At 70.3% G+C, this 17,703-nt stretch carries 10 protein-coding genes; 5 read left to right on the forward strand and 5 right to left on the reverse strand.

Features of this window, described 5'->3' with window-relative positions; genetic code table 11:
• Nucleotides 1-342: PAS domain S-box protein (locus IEY95_RS43625; RefSeq protein WP_189191842.1), on the reverse strand; the 342-nt coding region annotated here is incomplete at its 3' end.
• A 286-nt stretch (nucleotides 343-628) separates the two neighbouring features.
• Between IEY95_RS43625 and IEY95_RS49805 the strand changes: the two genes are divergently transcribed.
• From IEY95_RS49805 to IEY95_RS43650, 5 genes are all read left to right on the forward strand, one after another.
• Nucleotides 629-958: a hypothetical protein gene (locus IEY95_RS49805; protein WP_229703773.1), complete on the forward strand. Its 330-nt coding sequence runs from the start codon at nucleotides 629-631 to the stop codon at nucleotides 956-958.
• A 785-nt stretch (nucleotides 959-1,743) separates the two neighbouring features.
• Nucleotides 1,744-2,157 (forward strand): hypothetical protein, encoded by a 414-nt coding sequence (locus tag IEY95_RS43635; RefSeq protein ID WP_229703774.1) that lies wholly within the window; start codon nucleotides 1,744-1,746, stop codon nucleotides 2,155-2,157.
• A gap of 731 nt (nucleotides 2,158-2,888) precedes the next feature.
• Nucleotides 2,889-4,229 carry an L-lysine 6-transaminase gene (gene lat / locus IEY95_RS43640; protein ID WP_189191844.1) on the forward strand — a complete coding sequence of 447 codons (1,341 nt, stop codon included), beginning with the start codon at nucleotides 2,889-2,891 and terminating at the stop codon, nucleotides 4,227-4,229.
• A gap of 80 nt (nucleotides 4,230-4,309) precedes the next feature.
• On the forward strand, nucleotides 4,310-5,863 hold the full coding sequence (locus IEY95_RS43645; RefSeq protein ID WP_189191845.1) for an aldehyde dehydrogenase family protein: 1,554 nt from the start codon (nucleotides 4,310-4,312) through the stop codon (nucleotides 5,861-5,863).
• Nucleotides 5,860-8,052: a thiamine pyrophosphate-dependent enzyme gene (locus IEY95_RS43650; protein WP_229703775.1), complete on the forward strand. Its 2,193-nt coding sequence runs from the start codon at nucleotides 5,860-5,862 to the stop codon at nucleotides 8,050-8,052. The genes IEY95_RS43645 and IEY95_RS43650 overlap by 4 nt, the downstream gene beginning before the upstream one ends.
• A 670-nt stretch (nucleotides 8,053-8,722) precedes the next feature.
• Here IEY95_RS43650 and IEY95_RS43655 read toward each other — a convergent pair.
• The 4 genes from IEY95_RS43655 to IEY95_RS43670 are packed head-to-tail and all read right to left on the reverse strand — an operon-like array spanning nucleotide 8,723 to nucleotide 17,134.
• On the reverse strand, nucleotides 8,723-10,018 hold the full coding sequence (locus IEY95_RS43655; protein ID WP_189191846.1) for a TIGR02679 family protein: 1,296 nt from the start codon (nucleotides 10,016-10,018) through the stop codon (nucleotides 8,723-8,725).
• Nucleotides 10,015-14,175 (reverse strand): TIGR02680 family protein, encoded by a 4,161-nt coding sequence (locus IEY95_RS43660; protein WP_189191847.1) that lies wholly within the window; start codon nucleotides 14,173-14,175, stop codon nucleotides 10,015-10,017. The genes IEY95_RS43655 and IEY95_RS43660 overlap by 4 nt, the downstream gene beginning before the upstream one ends.
• Nucleotides 14,172-15,527 (reverse strand): TIGR02678 family protein, encoded by a 1,356-nt coding sequence (locus IEY95_RS43665; RefSeq protein ID WP_189191848.1) that lies wholly within the window; start codon nucleotides 15,525-15,527, stop codon nucleotides 14,172-14,174. Before IEY95_RS43665 ends, IEY95_RS43660 begins: the two co-directional genes overlap by 4 nt.
• Complete coding sequence (locus IEY95_RS43670) at nucleotides 15,527-17,134, reverse strand: TIGR02677 family protein (protein ID WP_189191932.1); 1,608 nt, start codon at nucleotides 17,132-17,134, stop codon at nucleotides 15,527-15,529. Before IEY95_RS43670 ends, IEY95_RS43665 begins: the two co-directional genes overlap by 1 nt.
• Nucleotides 17,135-17,703: the final 569 nt, after the last annotated feature.

The raw sequence follows: 17,703 nt of genomic DNA on the forward strand, positions 1-17,703 counted from the left end.
CCCGGCACCCATCGGACGGACCTGACGGTTCGCCGCATAACCCTCGCGATACATCCCATGGTGGCCGTGAAACCGCTTGGGGACGAGCAGTTCGACAGGACAGCCAAGGAGCTCGTCACGCGGATAACCGAAAAGCGCCTCGGTCTGAGCATTGACAAGCCTGATGGTCCCGGTGTCATCGACAATCACCATGGCATCCGGAGCGGCTTCCAACAGCCCCCGAAAACGCTCCTCGGACACCTCCGATGAACCGAACTCCCTGCCGTGGACGTCGCACCGGCAGGACTGCTCCCACCCGGCCTCGGCAGGTTGAGGTGATCCGGTTCTGCCCAAGTTGTCCATACCCGCCTCAATCGATGTACTTGTGATGGGTTGCGTCATCCCAGCGCATCGGGGTGCAGCGGGATGCGGCATGTCGCTTACTGGCCAGACATCGGTCGAACCTGCCCGTGTCGGACACCGCCGGTGACTGCCTCCTGCTCGGGGAACACCGCCTGGCGACCCATGAGGCACCTCAGCTCGTCACACGTGGCCGAACCGAGCTGCCGCCTCCGCCTCACTGGGCGGCGGCCGACCCGCCACCGCCCACCCCATGGCGCCGGCCCGGACGGCTATGAACCGGACGGCTATGAAACCGACGGACGCCGTACGCGTCGACGGACTCGGGCTCGGGCTCGACACCGCACGCAAGCCCGACCGGAACGCCTTCATCGACGCCGTCGCCTGGCTCACCGAACGCGGCGCACTCACCCTCGCCGACGGCTCCGCCACCGCCGGGACCCGCGATCCCGAGCGCCCCACCGGCGGCGGTCGGTTCAGGGGCGGATCGCCGTGCAAGCCAGTACGTCCCGCAGTGTCCCAACAAGGGGCGGCTGCCCCCACGTGGTCCCAACGTCCCGCCGAGGGGGTGGTGACCGGGGGTGAGTGGCGAGGGGTGCGGACTCGATCGCGCAGGTGACGTGGCGGGTGGCGAACCGGGGGCGTACGCAGTGCCGTTCAGGTGCGCGCGTCTTCTCTGCTCCCCCGCGAAGCCCTCTTCAGCAGTGTGCCCGAGGGCGGCGCGCTGCCACTACCCGGGCACATGTTCTGCCGCGGTGCTGGTGAGGGGGTCGAGCACCGAGACCGAGACTTGCTACCTGACCATCCTTGCGAGGAGTGTGGCGAGGTCGGCGAGGAGCTGGAACCAGGGGCGGGCTCGCTCGGCCCGTCGGCCGAGTCGTCGGCCCCAGCTCGGCCGCCTTCCGTCTTCCCGCCGCCGTAACGCCTTGTCCCGCGCCCGTTGTAATGCCCTGATCCGTCGCGTTCCGATGCCTTTGCGTCGCGTCATGTCAGGACGTTAGCGGGGCCGCGTTCGGGGGCGCAGGGCATGGGACTGCCAAAACGGCTGGGCGATTATTGGGGGTAACCCGCAAGCCTCTACCTGGGCCTGATCCGGCCGTGACTCCCGGGGCTGATGACCGGTTCCACGTTGGGCGCCGACGGCCGGCCGGCGGTTTGGGCGCGTACGTCGCCGAGCCACAGAATTCGGTATGTGGCGTGGAGTCGGTGCGGGGCGGCGGCCGGGGCGCGGCCGAGGGTGTCGGCGACGAGGATGCGGAGGCACTTTCGCAAACCCGACCAGCCGACCGTCAGCCTCGGTGGACCGTCCGGGTGGCGGACCGCCCCGGACGGCAGAGTCACCGACGGTGCGGAATTGCGATCATGAAGTCACCATGAACCACTCATTACATGATCAGACACGCGATGCGCACACTCTGCGCCGCCACCCTCGTGGCCGCCCCCCTCGCCCTGACCGCGACGCCTGCACAAGCCCTGACTGCATGTACGGTCAACGGCCATCCCGTGTCCGGTACGACCGTCAGTGGCACTACCGGCGCCGACTACATCCGCTGCGGCGCCCTTGCTTTGGGCGATAGCGTCAACGGCTTGGGCGGGAGCGACTACATCGTCATCAACGGCACCGTTGCCGGCACCGTCGACGGCGGCACCGGCAGCGACTTCATCACGGCCAACGCCGGCACCACGGCGAGCGGCAAGATCCTCGGCGGCGCCGACAGCGACTTCATCCTCGTCGGCCCGAACGCCGGCACCGTCGACGGCGGACTCGGGTCGGACTTCTGCGTAGTCGCTTCCGGTAACGCTCCCATCAACTGCTGACCAGCAGCGGGCCGTTGGGCCAGCCAACTGCGACGCGCAGTGACCAGCAAGCGTGTCGTCGCCGTCGGCGCCGGCGATGCCGGAATCAACGCGTGCTCCACGCCCGGTCGCCGACTCCCGACGGACGAGCAGCGACGGCCCGCGCAGAGGCCCGCCGACGCGCAACCACGGGACAGGCCGCCCCGATCCCCCGAAGCAGCACGTGCTGTCCCCGCCCCTTCCTTTCCATCTTGTTCTGGGTGGGGGCGGGGGCTGCTGAGGGGGATGTCAGCTCCCCGGTCACGCGGAGCACGTGCCCCCAGCGCCGTATCCGGCGTAAAGGCCCACCCCTGACTGGGTCCACCCGCTCGGGCCAGGATCGATAGCAACTGCAGCCGGCGTGGTCTGCCGGGCCCCTGACCGCCGCGACGCCGACGGCCCGGTAGCGCGCATGCGGACCCGCGAGCGCGAGAGGCGCTTGATGGTCCCGTGAGTGGGCCCCTCCGCCTGCTAACCAGACCGTCGGACAGCCCCGCACGTCCGCAGGCGCTGCCCCTCGATCTTGTTCTGCCGCACAGCAGTCCCGTCCGCCCCGGCTGGGGTAGCGGCCGGCCACTGGCGGTCGTCAGCATCCGCATCTACCGCTGCACGAAGCCTTGCGGCCTCTGCCGCCTCATATCTAAAATATTTTCGCTGATTCTCGCGTTCAACGAAGTTTCTTCGGTAGACGGCTATCGAGAGTAGGTGCCTCCATGACGGTTGCCGCAGTGTCGACAGTCCACCCCGACGAGGTGCACGAGAGACTCGGCCGACATGTGCTGACCGACGGTTTCAAGCTTGTGCTCGACCCGCTCGACAGCCAGGGCTCGTGGATCATCGACGCGCGCACCGGTGGGAAGTTCCTCGACCTCTACTCGTTCTTCGCGTCCGCCCCGCTGGGGCTCAACGCGCGGGGCATCGTGGACGACCCGGAGTTCATGAGCCTCCTCGCACAGGTGGCGGCGAACAAGCCCGCCAACCCCGACGTCTACACCACGCACTACGCCGAGTTCGTCGAGACGTTCGCCCGGGTGCTGGGCGATCCGGACCTGCCGAGACTGTTCTTCGTCGAGGGCGGGGCGCTCGCCGTCGAGAACGCGCTCAAGACGGCGTTCGACTGGAAGAGCCGCCGCAACGAGGCTGCAGGCCGCTCCCCCGAGCTCGGCACCAAGGTGCTCCACCTTCGGCAGGCGTTCCACGGCCGCAGCGGGTACACCCTCTCGCTGACCAACACCGAGCCCAACAAGACGGCCCGCTTCCCGAAGTTCGACTGGCCACGCATCGACGTACCCGCGGTGCGCTTCCCCCTCGAGCGCCACCTCGCCGAGGTCGAGGAGGCCGAGCGAGAGGCCCTCGCGCAGGCGCGGCGAGCGTTCGAGGACAACCCGCACGACATCGCCTGCTTCATCGCCGAGCCGATCCAGGGCGAGGGCGGCGACAACCACATGCGCCCGGAGTTCCTGCAGGCGATGCAGGCGCTCTGCCACGAGTACGACGCGCTGTTCGTGCTCGACGAGGTGCAGACCGGGGTGGGGATCACCGGCACCACCTGGGCCTACCAGCAACTCGGTCTCGAGCCGGATATCGTCGCCTTCGCCAAGAAGGTCCAGCTCGGCGGCATCATGGCCGGCCGCCGGGTCGACCAGGTACCCGACAACGTCCTTCGGGTCTCCGGGCGGATCAACTCCACCTGGGGCGGCGGACTCGTCGACATGGTGCGGGCCCGCCGCATCCTGGAGATCATCGAAAGGGACGACCTGGTGGCCAATGCCGCTGCCGTGGGAGCGTGGTTCCTGACCGAACTGCGTGATCTCGAAGTCCGACACACACCAATGGCGGCCAACGCGCGAGGCCGCGGACTGATGTGCGCCATCGATCTGCCTGACGGCGCCGTGCGCGACGACGTGGTGCGCAGGCTGCGAACCGAGGAGCAGGTGATCGCATTGCCGTGCGGTGAGCGTACGGTGCGCTTCCGCCCCGCCCTGTCCATCACCCGGGACGAGCTCGGGTTCGCCTTGCGGGCCCTCGACCGGATCCTCGCCGGTCTCCACTGACCCGTACCGGACGATCCCGTACGAGCCGACCCCCATACCAGCCACCCCAGCCCAACCCACCCGAAAGGCAGGGCAAAGACATGGCCCGTTCCGTCGCCTCGATCGTTGCCGGCCATCCGGTCGCCGGCGCTCCCGGCGGGACTCTTCGGCGCCCCAATCCCGGTCATACCGCCGAAGTGGTCACCGAGGTCTCGCTCGGGAACGCCTCGACCTTCGTCGAGGCCGCCAGGGCCGCGAAGGCGGCTCAGCGGTCCTGGGCGGACGTCCCGGCGCCGGTGCGCGGGTCGGCGATCGGAAAGATCGGCCGGCTCGTCGAGGCGAACAAGGACCGGCTCGCCCGCATCGTGACCGAGGAGATCGGCAAGCCGCTGGCCGAGGCACTCGGCGAGGTCCAGGAGATCATCGACACCTGCGACTTCTTCCTGGGCGAGGGACGCCGACTGTACGGGCAGACGGTGCCCTCGGAGATGCCGGACAAGCAGCTGTTCACCTTCCGCAACCCCATGGGCGCGGTCGCGGTGATCACCGCCGGCAACTTCCCGGTGGCCGTGCCGTCCTGGTACCTCGTACCGGCGCTCGTGACCGGCAACACCGTGGTGTGGAAGCCCGCCGAGTACGCCGCCGCGAGCGCCAAGGCCCTCTTCGAGCTGTTCGTGCACGGAGGGGGCCTGCCCGACGGCGTACTCAACCTCGTCCTCGCCGACGGGGAGCAGACATACGCCGGTTTGGAGGCCTCCCTCGACGCCGGCCTGGTCGACAAGGTCGGCTTCACGGGGTCCACGCTCGTCGGCCAGAAGATCGGCGCCCTGTGCGGGAGCCATCTGCAGACCCCCTGCCTGGAGCTGGGTGGCAAGAACCCCCAGGTGATCACCCCGAGCGCCAACCTCGACCTGGCGGTCGAGGGGGCGTTGTTCTCCGGGTTCGGCACCGCGGGGCAGCGCTGCACCTCCCTCGGGACGCTCATCGTGCACGAATCGGTGCACGAGGACTTCCTCACCCGCTTCGACGCCGCGAGCCGCGCGGCCCGGATCGGCGACGCGTTCGAGGACGTCCTCTACGGCCCGATGCTCGACGAGCGCTTCGCGCAGCGCTACGAGACCTTCCTCGGCTGGATCAAGGACCACCACCGCACCTACGGCTCCGACGGCATCGGGCGGATCACGGCCGACAACCCGCGCAAGGGCTTCGTCGGGGATCCTGAGGCGGGCATGTTCTACCACCCGGTGATCGTCGACGGAGTGCGCCGCGACGACGACCTGTTCCTCAACGAGACCTTCGGCCCCATCGTCGGAGTGACGACCTACCGGGACATCGATGAGGCCCTCGATCTGGCCAACGCCCACGGCTACGGACTGTCCGCCGCGATCTACACCAACGATCCGCACGAGGTATGGACGTACCGGCGCGGCATCTCCGCAGGCATGGTCAGCGTCAACAACACCACCTCCGGAGCCGAGGCCCACCTTCCCTTCGGCGGCAACGGCAAGTCGGGCAACGGCAGTCGACAGTCGGGGCAGTGGGTGCTCGACCAGTTCACCCGCTGGCAGTCCATGAACTGGGACCACTCCGGCCGTCTGCAAAAAGCGCAGATGGACGTGGCCACGCTCGAGCCCGACCTGTCCTTCCGCCTGTGAGCGCCGTCGAGGACCTGGACCGGCACTTCCGCGAGGCGGTAGCCGGACTACGGTCCGCGGACGCGGCGATCCCGCTGCGCGAAGCCGGCGGACTGGACACCGGTACCGCACTGGACCTGTTCGACGCGCAGTTGGAGAGCCGGCACACCGACGCCGCCGCACGCTGGATGCAACAACAGGGCCGCGGCTACTACACCATCGGATCGAGCGGGCACGAGGGCAACGCCGCACTCGCCCTCGCCCTGCGCCCCACCGACCCGGCGCTACTGCACTACCGATCCGGCGCCTTCTACTGCGCCCGCGCCCGGCAGGCCGGCGGCGTCGACGCGGTCACGGACATGCTGCTGGGGGTGGCCGCCGGGGCCGAGGAGCCGATCGCCGGTGGACGGCACAAGGTATACGGGCGCCACGAACTGGCCGTCATCCCGCAGACGTCGACCATCGCCTCCCACCTGCCCCGAGCGGTCGGGGTGGCATGGAGCATCGCCCGCGCCAAGCGGCTCGGAACCGAGTGCACCTGGCCCGCCGACGCCGTCGTCTGCTGCTCCTTCGGCGACGCCTCGGTCAACCACTCCACGGCGGCAGGCGCCATCAACAGCGCCTGCCACGCGGCCTACCAGGGCCTCCCGATGCCGATCCTGTTCGTCTGCGAGGACAACGGCCTGGGCATCAGTGTCCCGACACCGCACGACTGGGTGCGGCAGGCCTACGGCAGCCGGCCTTCTCTCACCTACTTCGCCGCGGACGGCTGCGATCCGCGGGCCGCCTTCGACACCGCGCGCGAGGCAGTGACCCACGTACGCAAGAACCGGCAACCCGCCTTCCTGCACCTGTCGATGGTGCGCTTCCTCGGCCACGCGGGCTCGGACGCCGAAGCCGCCTACCGCACGCCGTCCGAAGTCGCCGCGGACCTGGAACGCGACCCACTGCTGGCCACGGCCCGGCTGCTCACAGCGGCCGGCATCCTGTCACCGCAACAGGTTCTCGACCGGTACGACGAGGTGAGCGGACGGGTGTTCGCCATAGCCAAGGAGGCCCTGGAGAGCGAGCCCCTGACCACCGCCGCGCAGATCACAGCCCCCATCGCACCCCGCCGCCCCGACCTCGTGGCGGCTACGGCACGCCGTACAACCGAACCACCCACAGCTCCCGTGGGCGAGCCCGTCACATTCGCCCAGGCCATCACCCACACACTCGCCGACCTGCTCGGCAGCCACCCGGAGATGGTCGTCTTCGGCGAGGACGTCGGCCGCAAGGGTGGGGTCTATGGTCTGACGCGGGGTCTCCAGCGGCGTTTCGGTACCGCGCGGGTCTTCGACACCCTGCTCGACGAGCAGTCCATCCTCGGCCTCGCGCTGGGGGCGGGCCTGTCCGGACTACTGCCGGTTCCCGAAATCCAATACCTCGCCTACCTGCACAACGCCGCAGACCAACTGCGAGGCGAGGCCGCCACACTCCAGTTCTTCTCCCAGGGCCAGTACCGCAACCCCCTTGTGGTCCGCATCGCCGGCTACGGCTACCAGCGCGGCTTCGGTGGCCACTTCCACAACGACAACGCGCTCGGCGCCCTGCGCGACATCCCCGGCCTGGTCATCGCCTCCCCCTCCCGCCCCGACGACGCGGCGGCGATGCTCCGCACGTGCGTGGCGAGCGCGAAGGTGGACGGCACGGTCAGCGCCTTCCTGGAGCCGATCGCGCTCTACCACACGCGAGACCTCCAAGAGGAGGGAGACAACGCCTGGCTGGCGGCATACCCGCCCCCCGCAGACCACGTACCGATCGGCCGAGCCCGCACCTACGGCACAGGCACAGACCTGACCCTCGTAACCTTCGGCAACGGCCTCCCCATCTCCCTCCGGGCCGCACGCCTACTGGATCAACAGGGCATCGCCGGCCGGGTCGTCGACCTGCGCTGGCTGGCCCCCCTGCCGCTCGACGACCTGCTGCGGGAAGCCCGTGCGACGGGACGCGTCCTCGTGGTCGACGAGACCCGCCGTACGGGAGGTGTGTCAGAGGGAGTCGTGACCGCCCTGGTCGATGCCGGATTCACCGGGGCGATCAGACGGGTCGCGAGCGTGGACAGCTTCGTCCCGCTGGGGAAAGCAGCTCAGTTGGTACTTGTGTCGGAAGCGGACGTCGAGCGCGCCGCGACCGAGATGCTCTCTGCAGGCCCACATACTCAGAGGTGATGGCTAGTCAGGCGGCAGCAGACACCGGTGGCTTCGACGCGTCCGCGGATAATGTGCGAGCGACTTCGATCGGCGCAAGCAGGAGCTGTCGCGCAGCCCGGGGAGAGTGAGCACTTGAACGGAGCACGCCCGGTTCGCAGTTGCCATGGCCAGGCTGCAGCAGGGGGCCAGTCCTCGGCGGGACACGCCACCTGCCCCTGTCCCTCGTGTGCCGGCCCGGCGCGGAGTGCGGCGGCCCCCGACGCGCAACACCACCTCCAGGCCGCCCGATCCCCCGCCGCGCCGATCGCTGCCCAGCCCGCCCCCACTCTCTCTTTTCCTTGCTTCGGGGAGGCTGCGAGAGGCGCATAGGGGGATGTCAGGCCCCCGACCACGCCGTGACAGGCGTGGTGACCTGCGCAGACACGAGGCCGACCGAAAGGCTCGCGTAAGAGATGGGGCAAGAGTTGATGTGAGAGATGGTGCAAGAGTTGGTTCAGGAGATGTTTCCATCCAGCCAGGTCAGCAGGCGACGGTCAGCACCTCGCCGACTGTCACGGCCTGCTCGATCGCCCGGGCTGCGGTCCACTGGCCCGTGCCCGTCCTGCTCCGGCAGTTGCCCGCGGTCGTCCGCGCTGATGCCGCGGTGACCTTCTTTGTCACCGCGTCCCGGCGGGCGCGCGTTGCCCCTTTATGACAGGTCTTCCAACAGCAGGTCGAGGGCCGCCTCCTCGTGCAGGGCAATTCCCAAAGCGTCCATCGTCGGGGCCAGTTCCTGGTCCCACGTGGCCTCGATCCTCGGCCCGGACAGGAGGAGCTGTGGTGTGCCGTGTACTTGGGTGCGTGTCGCGAGGTATTCGTAGTCCTGCGCTCTCATCCGCCAGGGCTCGGCGCCGTATCGGTCCATGACGCGGTTGGCCAGGGCGATGCCCGGCCAGTCGAAGTCACCGTGGTAGCCGAAGACGCACCCGGTGGCGGCGAGTGCGTCCAGCAGTGTCAGCACGACCGTCGTCGCGTTGCCCGAGGTGCAGATCAGGGGCGCGCTGCAGCCGGCGTCGGCCGCGGCTTCGACCACGCGTGGGTTTTCGCAGACGTGGATGTGGGTGTGGGCAGGCATCTTCAGGTGCAGGCCGCGCAGTTCGCGCAGGGTCAGGTGGGTCTCCAGGTGATGCTCCGCTCGTCGGCACAGAACTTGCTCGCCCCACGTCCCGCCTGTCGGCCGCAGGCCGTAGGTCAGCACCGTGCTGGACACCTCGTCCGGAGTGACCGAGGCCAGGCGCCACAGGGCCCGGCGTCCCGGTGCGTCGGCGGGAAAGTCGGCACCCGTGGCCAGGGCGATGCCGCGCAGGACCAGGCGGGCGAGGAGGGTGCCGTCATCCAGTCCATGCGCCGAACCGGTGGTGCGGGTGGCCAGTTCGCCACGGCCCCAGACGACGGGGGTGGGGTCCGCGTCCGTGCCGGGGAAAAGCGTCGCCAGGGTCCGGATCGCCTGGGTGAGGAGGGTGGTCGCGGTCTGTGGGTCCTGGCGGGCGACCGTGCCGGCACGTCGAGTCTCCTGCAGCCACCGGGCCGCCCACGGCTGTGGGGACAGAGAGGTCGCGGCGAGGGCCGCCGCCGCTGCGGACCACAGCCCGGCGCGCTGGGCCGACGCAGCGTCGCGGGCCGCGCGGCGGTCGGTCAGGGGTGGGCCCAGTTCATCCAGTGTCGCGGTCAGGCCTTGGGCGAGCGCGCTGGTGCGCAGGCGGGTGTCGAGGTCCGGCAGACGGATCGTGGCAGTGGCGGCGGTGAGCGGTCGCGCCAGCAGGAGGGACAGGGCCTCGCGCTCCTCGGCGTCCAGGTCCTGGAGCCTGACCGTGCCGGTCGGCTGCAGACCGTTGCGTTCCAAGCGGGTCCGCACGGCGGTCCAAAGGCGGGTGAGGCCCGGGCGGGTGAGGAAGGCGAGGGTCTCCGCGTCCCGGGACTCCCTGGGTGCGTCCCGGTTCGTCATACCGACACCAGCCGCCGCTGCCGTCCGTTCCACGTGTAGTGCAGGGTGGCCACGCCTCGTACGTGCGGGTCGCGCAGACACTCGTAGATGTGCAGCGACGGCACGTCGGGCCAGTTCCCGATCAGGCGTTCGCTGGTGAGAACGAAGTCGAGGTCCAGGTCGACCAGGATGCGGCCGAGGCGGGCATGGGTGGGCTCGTCGACCTTGGCGAACGCGTCGTCGAGCAGGATCAGCCGGGGTGCGTGCGGGGCCGCTTCGGCCAGGCTGGTGAAGTGTGCGGCTGCGGCGGCGAAGAGGACGAGGTAGGACAGGACGCGTTGCTCACCCTGGCTGAGACCGGTGCGGCCGGAGAGTTTACGGCGGCTGGCGGGTGCTGCGTCGTTCACGACCCAGGGGGTGAAGGAGAACCAGTCGCGGTAGTCGAGGGCAGTGCGCAGGTGGGCGGCGTAGCCTGCGGCAGGGTCGGCGCGGCGGGCGTCTTCGATGCGGCGCTGGAGGACGTCGCGGAGTTGTTCGGACTGGTCGCGTGTGCGCAGTCCGGAGGGGCTGCGCAGGAGGTCGACAGCCGCCCTGACATCAGCCTCCACTGCGTCGGCCAGTTTCCAGTCGAGCGTGACGCCCAGTCCGTGTGAGGTGCGGACCGTGGACAGGGTGGTGTTCAGGGCGGCCACCAAAGTCCCCGCGGCCAAGACCTGGGCCGACAGGTGGTCGCCCAGTTCTCCCGTCAGGAACCGCTGGAACACCTGGCGTTCGCGTTCCGTCAGCCGTTCGCGTGCGTCGGCCGCCTGGGCGGCGATGCGTTCGCCCACCACGGCGATGTCGTGTGCGCCGTGGTCGTCGACGAGGCGGCAGACCTTGATGCCGTCGTGCTCCTCAAGGGTGGCGTCGTAGCCCCCGGAGAGCTGGTCGCGCAGCTCTGTGTGACGGTTGAGGAGGGTGGTGTCCGAGATGTCGCGTCGCTCGGCGTCCAGGCGGCTGCGTACGGTCTCCATCAGTCGGCGCAGCGCCTTGGTACGGTCGCGTGCGTCGTCCTCGGCGGACGCTGCCTCCCCCGGAAGGTCGAGGCCGGCACCTCTGCTCACGCCCGGCAGGGACAAGGCCGTACGCAGTCGTCTTCCGCTCGCGATCGCCTCGCCCTCCTGCTGGGCCAGTGCCTCGTGCCGTACCCGCTCGTCCTCCTCCGCGCGCACCCGTGCGTCGTGGGTGTCGCCCATGTCCCGCTGCACACCCGGAAGTTGGCGCCGTACCGCCTCCTGGCGGCGCTTGGCTTCGTCCTCACGGGCGAGGATCTCCTGCTCCGACGCGCCCAGGGCCTCTTCCAGGGCCTGCACCGTGCGGCGCGCCGCGTCCAGGCGGGCGAGCGGCTCGGCATAGTCGGACTCCGCCTCGGCGCGGGAGGTCAGGGCACGTTCGTAATCCTCGCGGCTTTGGCGGTGGCCGTCGGCGGATGCGGCGACGGTGCGCAGCCGCCCGCGCAGCCGCTGCGTACCGGTGGTGAGACGGTCGAGGGCCAGTCGTACGGAGTCGAGGGCCATGGGGTCGGCGGACAGGTCATGTGCGCCTGCCGTGGCTTCGGTCTCGCGGCGGGCGGCGACCGCGCGGGCGCGCGCCTGCTCCGCCTCGCGGGCGGCCGCGGACGCCTGGCCGGCCAGGACCTGGGCGGTGCGCTCGGCCTCGGCGGCGCGGGCCCAGGCGTCGGTCAGTCCACGTCCGGCGGGCGGGTGACTGAGGGCGTCGGCCACCTGCGTGCGGTGCTCCGTCAGCAGGCGCAGGCTCCGTTCCTGCTCGATCAGGTGCTGCTGCGCCTCGGCGAGCCGCCGGTCGAGTTCGGCCAGGGCGCGGCGGCGGGTCTCGGCGCGCACCTCCGCGCCGACGTATTCGGCGGTCTGCTTGATGTGTCGACCGCAGGCGGCGCCCAGCTTCCAGGAGCCGTCCGTGCCGATCACGGACTCCCCGGTCGCCTCCGCGGCTCCCTCGGTCACCAAGGCCACTGCCCGCAGCACGCTCTCGACCCGCTCGGCCGTCACCCCGCTGTCCGGCGCCGCGACCGGACGCAGCACGTCGGCGAGCGTGGGGCCGGCGGCAGGGGTTCCGGGGACGAGGAGGGTGTCCAGCGCGTTCGGGTCCAGGACGGTGCCATCAGCCAGCACCCAGGCGTCGAGCAGGCCGCTCGCTTCGAGTGCGGCCTCCAGCCCTGGGCATACGGTCGGACTTGTGCCGTGCGTGAAGTCCACGAGCCGGTACAGGGGTGCGCCGGTGCCGGCTGTGCGAGGTGCCGAGCGGTGCGGTGGGGGTGTGGGCGCGGGGTCGGTGCGGTGCTCCCAGTCCTCCCGGTCGTGGCGCAGGCGGTTGTGTTCGGCAGTCAGTTCACGGATCGCCACGGCCTGGGTGTCGCGCTGTTCGCCCAGTGCTGTCAGCCAATCGTCGAGGACCGAGCGTGCCGTGTCGGCCACCTCGTCGGGGACGTAGGCGGGCAGCGGATCCAGTGCCGGGTCGTGAACGGTCTGCGCGCGCACGGCGTCGAGCGGCACGCCAGTGAGGCTGTGCAGTCGCTCGGTCCAGACCCGGACGGCGTGGGCGAACGCCTCGCCCTGGCGTGCCGTCTCCTCCCGGCGGCGCCCGGCCCGGGCACGTGCCTCCTCCGTCTGCTCCTCCAGGCGCTCCCGGGCCGCGTCGGCCTCGTGTGCCTCCCGCCGGGCCAGGCGTGCCTTCTCCAGGAGCGCGATCAACTCGGTGACGGCCCGGACGCGGTTCCTGATCACCGATCCCGCGGCGTCCAGTTGGGTGTCCCAGGCATGCAGGGCGTCGGCGCAGGTCTGCGTGTCGAGGGCCAGTACTTCGCTGTGCCGGACGAGCTGGAAGTCGCCGTCCGGCGCTGTGAGTTGTGCCGCCGCGGCGGAGGCGACCGCGGTGGCAGGGGCCAGCGGGGGTTCTCCCAGGTGTACGGGATCGAGTCCAGAACGCTCGGCCTCCCGCAGCAACTCGCCGTGAGCCGTGGCGAGTTCGGTCAGCTCCGCGCCGAGCCTGCCGGCATCGTCGGTGAGCCGTCGCCCTGCCTCTTCCTGACCGCTGTGGGCCTGGCGCAGGGCTTTGAAGGCGGTCGCCGCCGCGCTGTGCAGCGCGGTCACCGTGGCGCGCTTCTCCCCGAGCTCCTGCAGGCTGCGGTAGGCGGCACTGGCGTGCAGCGCGGCAAGATCCGTCTCGGCCGCCTCCGACTCCGCCACGAGGGCGTCGAGGCGGGCGGCGATGTCTTCCTCGTTCGTACGGAGGTCGGTCGCCTTCTTGGCTGCGTCGCTCGCCGCGCGCCGGTACTCCGCCAGCCGTTCCAGTTCGTCGCTCACCTGGCCGGCCCGGCAGCGCAGCGTCCCATGCAGATAGCCGCGGTAACCGGTGAGGAAGGTCCGCAACGCCTCGTCGGTCCGCTCAAGGCGCCCGAGGTCGTTGCGTACGGCGTCCAGGTCGTCGAGGTTGCGCGCCACTTTCTCCACGATCTCGTCGTCGAGCGCGGGCAGTGTCTCGGCGAGGACGTTGACCAGGCCACCGGAGTCGATGCGGTCGCCGATGGTGGGGCGGCGCAGGCGGTGCAGCAGGTGGAGCAGGTTGCGATAGCGCGCCGGCTCCTTGAGGCCGAACAGGTCGCGGGCGACGCGCACCCTGTGCTCCACGGCGCGGTCGGTGACATTCTCCGCGCCGACACAGGACTTGAGCTGGTCGACCGGGAGCGGCTGTCCTGCAGGGGCCAGGTGCAGGTTCTCGCCCACCCGCAGCGGGGTGACGAAGAAGAAGGGCTTGGCCGTCCTGGTCGACTGAGAGGCCCGGATGGCCGCACCGAGGGTGAGATGGTGCTGCTCCCCTTGCGCATCCGTCCGCACGAACTCGACCCACAGGTAGCCCAACCGGTTGGTTTGCTCGAAGCCGTCGAGCATCAGCCATGGCAGCGTGGTGCGGCCCGTGCCGGTGGCGTCCAGGGCGCGGGCGTCCCCATCGAGGAGATACGGCAGCAACATCTCAAGTGCCTTGGACTTGCCCGCGCCGTTCTTGCCGCGCAGCAGCAGGCGGCCGTCGCCGAAGGAGAACTCCTGCTCGTCGTACTGCCAGACGTTGCGGATGCCGGCGCGGTGCAGGCGGTAGCGGTGCGGGGACGGCGGTCGGTTCACCAGGGCTGCTCCTGAGTGACGGAATCGGCAGTGGCGGGGTCGGCGCTGTCAGCCCCGTGCTGTTGCGTACGGGGCTTGACGGCCACCGTGGTGGCGAACCGGGCAGCCGCGGCGAGCAGCACCCAGCCGCCGCTGCCCGCTGCGCGGGCCCCCGACACGTCGGTGACGGGGCGGCCGTCCGGCACGGTGTCCTCGTATCCCTCGGGCAGGCCATGACCGTCCGCGCGCACCGGACCGACAGGTGCCATCAGACGCATGCGGACCAGGAGGTCGAGGACGGCGGCGAGCAGCGCGTCCCGGTCGTCCAGCAGGCCACGCTGCCAGTTGCCGCGCCGGCCGTACTCCTCGACCAGTTCGTCGAGCAGCTCCGACAACAGCTCGTCCGGGACGGGTACACCGATGACCAGCCGGCCACCGACCGCCGGGTGGCCGGGGTCGGTGGGGCGCAGTCGGTCCACCAGCCGCTCCACGAGGAGCAACGCCGCCTGGGCGACCGTGCCGGTTCCGGGCAGGTTCAGGTCGGTGAGCTCGTCGTCCGGATCGACGAGGGCGATGCCCTCGGCGCGGATCTCGGCCTCCAGGCCCAGCAGTTCGGAGAAGGCCTGGGACTCGCGACGCTGCCGGGTCCGCAGCCATTCGCGCTCCGCGCCCGTGAGGTCGTCGAGGTGAACGACAGGAGTCTCGACGAGCCGCCTGCGGACATACGTACGCGGGCCGCCGAAGCCGGGGTCGGCTGCGCGACGTACCAGATCCGCTCCGTCGCGGCTCGGGCCCAGCGGGCCGGCGACGACCGCACGGGCGATCTCACGGTCCACGGTGAGGAGCGCCTCGCCGCCCCGCTCCTCGGCGACGGAGGAGACATGCCCCTCGGTCTCTGTCAGAACACCCCAGTCGACGAGTTGCCGCAGCGCGGCGGCCAGCGTGCGCCGCTCGGCCTGCCGCCCGGTGTCGTCGATCTCGATTCCGGCGTCGACGGCCGCGGCCCGCAGGTCGGCGACGAGTTGGGAGAGCAGGAGCTGTTCCGGGGCGGTGACGAGGACAGACAGGGCGAGAGCCAGGTAGGCGTACGTCCGTGGTGTGAACGGTGTGCCGGTGGACGGTCGCTGAAGCCGGTGACCGGATCCGGGGCCGAGGCCGGCTTTGAACAGGCGGGCGTATGACGCCTCGACGAGCAGCCGATAGCCGAACACCTGCTGGAAGCGCTGGGCGAGCCAGTCGGCGTGGCGCCGGACCAGCGGGAAGGAGTCGCTGTACGGGCCGTCACTGGTGACCAGAGGGTGGGACAGCAGCAGCCGCGCGGCGGTACGGCGTTCGGCAGCCAGCGCCACGTCGTGGGCGGAGGGCAGGGTCATCACGCGCTCGCCTCCCGGGCGGCCGGCGCCGAGGCGCTGCTGTCGACGATCAGGGTGAGGTCGTCCGCGGTCAAATCACCATCCACGGAGCGCAGCACGGTGTGCCGGCCCGGGGTGCGCCAGGCGGTGAGCCGGATACCCAGGTCCTCGTCACCAGCCTGCGCACCCTCGAGGCGAAACTCCTCTGCTTCATAGCGCAGTTGGGCATTGCCGAGGGCGGTGGCGAGGAGTTCCAGCAGCAGCCGCATCGCGGCGGAGCCCAGCCTGACCTGGTCGAACCGCCCCGAGGCACTGCGCAGTTCGGCGGCCGCGGCCTGACGCGCGGCAACCTGCTCAGCTGCCTGCTCCACGAGGCGGCGCTTCTGCTCGCCATGGTCCTCCACCGCCGCGGCCCGCCCGCGCGGGGCCCGGCTGCCGCGCTCGCGCAACGCCACCGGTACATCCACAACGGGCCCGGTCCACCAGCTCACATACGCAGGCACAGCCGCATCGGGATCCGGCGCCACGCCCAGATGACGTGCCCCGTACAGCCCGAATGCGGCAACCGCGATGTCGTGGGCCTCCTCCGGCTCCGCTGCATCGAACCAGGCCGCCAGCCTCAGCAGGTCCCTGCGCCGGGACATCTCCCCCGACGCCGAGCGCAGCATCCGCTTGGCGTTGGCGAGCAGGGACTGCAGGGCACGCAGGGTCGCATCCCGGAGTTGGTCCACCTGGCTGCCGTGACCGTCATTGTCGGCAAACCAGTCGCGCAGACCCTCCCAGTCAGCCGGCTCCCGACCTCGGCTGCGCTGCACCCGCGTCTCGGGCAATGCATCGGAGAGCGCTCCAAGGCCTCCCGCATGGGCGTCGATACGGCTCAGCAGCGTGGGCAAGTGCGGCCAGATCGCCCGCAGGTGCGCGGCAATGCGCGGGGCGCGGAAGGACACGTCCTCGGTGATCGCCTCCACATAGTCGAGCAGCAGCTCCTTGAAACCCTGGTACTCAGCTCCATCAAGGTCGTAGCGGGCGAGCACCTGACCCAGGTAGGCGTAGAAGTCCCGCACCGACTCGGCGAACCCCGCGAACTGCGCGAAGAGGGTGCTGATCTTCTCCAGCGCCTGCTGCGGGTCCGCGCCACCTGGGGCGGCAGCCAGAGCGGCGATCTCGCCAAGGCCCCGGTCGACGAGCGTGAGCAGCTCACTGCTGACCTCACGCGCGGCGTCCGCACCGGCCAGCACCTCGTCCGCGTCGCGCTGCACGCGCTCCCCCAGCTTGGACAGCTGATAACGAGACCGGGAGCGCTGGTACTCAGCGATGCTGGTCGCCGTGACTGTGTGCGTGCTGCGCAGCAGATTCCCCCAACGCACGAGCTGTTCAAGCCGAGCGGTCAGCATCTCCGCACCAAGTGCCGCCCCTGGGCCACCCGCCTGCGCCAGCTTGCCGAGCACATCGGGTACGGCCAGGTCCGCGAGGAGAGTGCCGCAGAACACCCGCATCACCGCGACGTACTCCAGACGCTCTGGCGCGCTGAGATAGGCGTACGCACTCAGCCGCTGCCAGACCTCGCTGTCGCTCCCCTCACCGGGCCGCTCGCCACTCAATCCCTCGTGCAGTTCGTCCCCCTCCATGCTGCCGAGCGTACGGACCGCCACTGACACTCCGGAGCAAGTCGGGATAATCGGCTGAGCAGTGCCGGCTCTCCGGCCGCCGATATACAGCGCGGACATCTCCCGGCGGGGTTTGCCGAAGCGTGCGCTGACTGCACGAACGAATCGCATCGTCCAGCCACTCGACGGCTTCCTGTCCACGGATAGTCCACGGGCGCTGATGCCTGCCAGCATGTGCCGGACCGGACTACGAGACGAGTCGGGGCGGGACTGGCTGCTGCCGTCGACTGGTGCGACGGCCGGACAGAGACGCTGGTGTACGCCCTAGTCCGGCGTCGTTGATGTCAGCCGTGGATGTCAGAGGCCTTCGCGCTCAGCCGATCATCCGGACGGGGAGCGCACCTCCTTGGCGGCACCGAGGATGGCAAAGCCGCCTACTGCCCTTCGCGCCCACGCCACCGTGCGTCGAGGCGTACCGATTCTGGCCAAACCGGCGGAGACAAAGGCCAAAGGCGGCTCTCCAGGCGTGCATGGTTTACCGCCATAAGCCCGGAATCTGGTATGACGCCGCAGAGCACTCATACGTCACC

The organism is Streptomyces albiflavescens (genome assembly GCF_014645835.1).
In the GTDB taxonomy this organism is placed as follows: domain Bacteria; phylum Actinomycetota; class Actinomycetes; order Streptomycetales; family Streptomycetaceae; genus Streptomyces; species Streptomyces albiflavescens.